The 1,449-nt window shown below is 71.6% G+C and carries 2 protein-coding genes; one reads left to right on the top strand and one right to left on the bottom strand.

Annotated features, from left to right (window positions below):
• Window positions 1-643 (bottom strand): hypothetical protein (locus E1264_RS42565; RefSeq protein ID WP_132183246.1); only part of this gene is annotated, 643 nt, incomplete at its 3' end.
• A 268-nt stretch (window positions 644-911) separates the two neighbouring features.
• Between E1264_RS42565 and E1264_RS42560 the strand changes: the two genes are divergently transcribed.
• Window positions 912-1,406, top strand: coding sequence for a SigE family RNA polymerase sigma factor (locus tag E1264_RS42560; protein ID WP_132183244.1), 495 nt, complete (start codon window positions 912-914; stop codon window positions 1,404-1,406).
• Window positions 1,407-1,449: the final 43 nt, after the last annotated feature.

The raw sequence follows: 1,449 nt of genomic DNA, 5'->3' as shown, positions 1-1,449 counted from the left end.
GGGTGGCGAGGGGCGGGTCTTCCAGGCCGCCGAACCAGGTCGCGGTGCCGCGTAACACGCTGGGCACCGGGGCGGTGACCTCCGGCGCGGCGAGATCGTCCGCCCGGTAGCCCGGCTGCGACGTGCCCGGAAGCACCGCCCGCGGGCCGTCCGGGGAGCGGACGCAGATCACGTCGATCAGATATCCGGGCTCCAGCCGCGGATGCCGGACCAGGACCCGTTCGAGGACGCGCGGCGGGATCACCACGCGGGTCCGGCCGCGATGCGGGCCCATGTCCACGTCCACGGCGTCCCGGCCGCACGCCAGGATCGTGCCCGCGACCCGGCCGATGTCGACCCAGATCCGGTCGGCGACGAAGCCGGCGTCCTTCGGCCGGACGACCACGGCGCGGCCCGGGCGAAGCGCGGCGAGGCTCCCGTGCCCGCCGTGCCAGACCGGGGTGGACTCGCCCATCGCGAAGCGGGCCTCACCGCCGGCCGTCCCCAGCACCAGCAGGTGCGGGCTGGCGTCGAGCACGATGCCGGTCACCGCGTCCAGCGGGCGTTCCGCGCGTTCCGGCGGACCGTCGTCGCCCGGGGGCGTTCCGAGGACGGACGCGCGAAGCCGGCGGCGGCTCGCTCCACGGCGTTGGGAAGGCGGCATCGCGGCGCTCCGGCATCGAATCATCACACTGGGCCACTGGTGTTAGGGCGGTGAGTCAAGGGTCACGCGCGGTGACTCGTGCTGTCGACGGATTTGTCGCGATAAGTCAGCCGGTGGAGGACGTTTGATGTACCCGGGATGAAGATTATCCACTGGTTGACCCGGATAAGTAATTCAGGTAGGTCCGAAATTACGATCGCCGTGCGATCGTCGACCATACCGAGAGTTCGCCGTGGCGGCGGCTCACAACCCCTGGTCCGGTGGTGACGTGAACGGGACACGGCACGAGGAGTTCCGCGAGTACGTGGCGGAGCGCGGGACCGTGCTGCTCCGCGCCGCCACCCAGCTGACCAGCGACCGCACCGAGGCCGAGGACCTCCTCCAGTCCGCCCTCACCAAGACCTACCTCGCCTGGGACCGCATCGAGGACCCCGCGGCCGTCGACGGCTACGTCCGCCGCGCCATGGTCAACACGCAGATATCCTGGTGGCGGCGCCGGAAGCTGGACGTGTACCCGACCGACCGGCTCCCCGACCGTCCCGTCGACGACGACCACACCGGCCGAAGCGAGATGCGCGACGCGCTCGGCCGGGCCCTCCGCCGCCTGCCCGAACGGCAGCGCCTCGCCGTCATGCTCCGCTACTACGAGGACATGTCCGAACGGGAGATCGCCGAAGCGCTCGGCGTCAGCGTCGGCACGGTCAAATCCACGGTCTCCCGAGGCATGTCCAAGCTCCGCACGCTGATGGAGGAGCCGTCCTAGGGCGGGTGGGCGGCGGTGCCAGGGCAGGCGGGCGGCGATCGTC

The sequence above is a fragment of the Actinomadura sp. KC216 genome, assembly GCF_004348535.1.
GTDB lineage: Bacteria > Actinomycetota > Actinomycetes > Streptosporangiales > Streptosporangiaceae > Spirillospora.
This window is presented reverse-complemented; position numbering and strand designations above follow the sequence as displayed.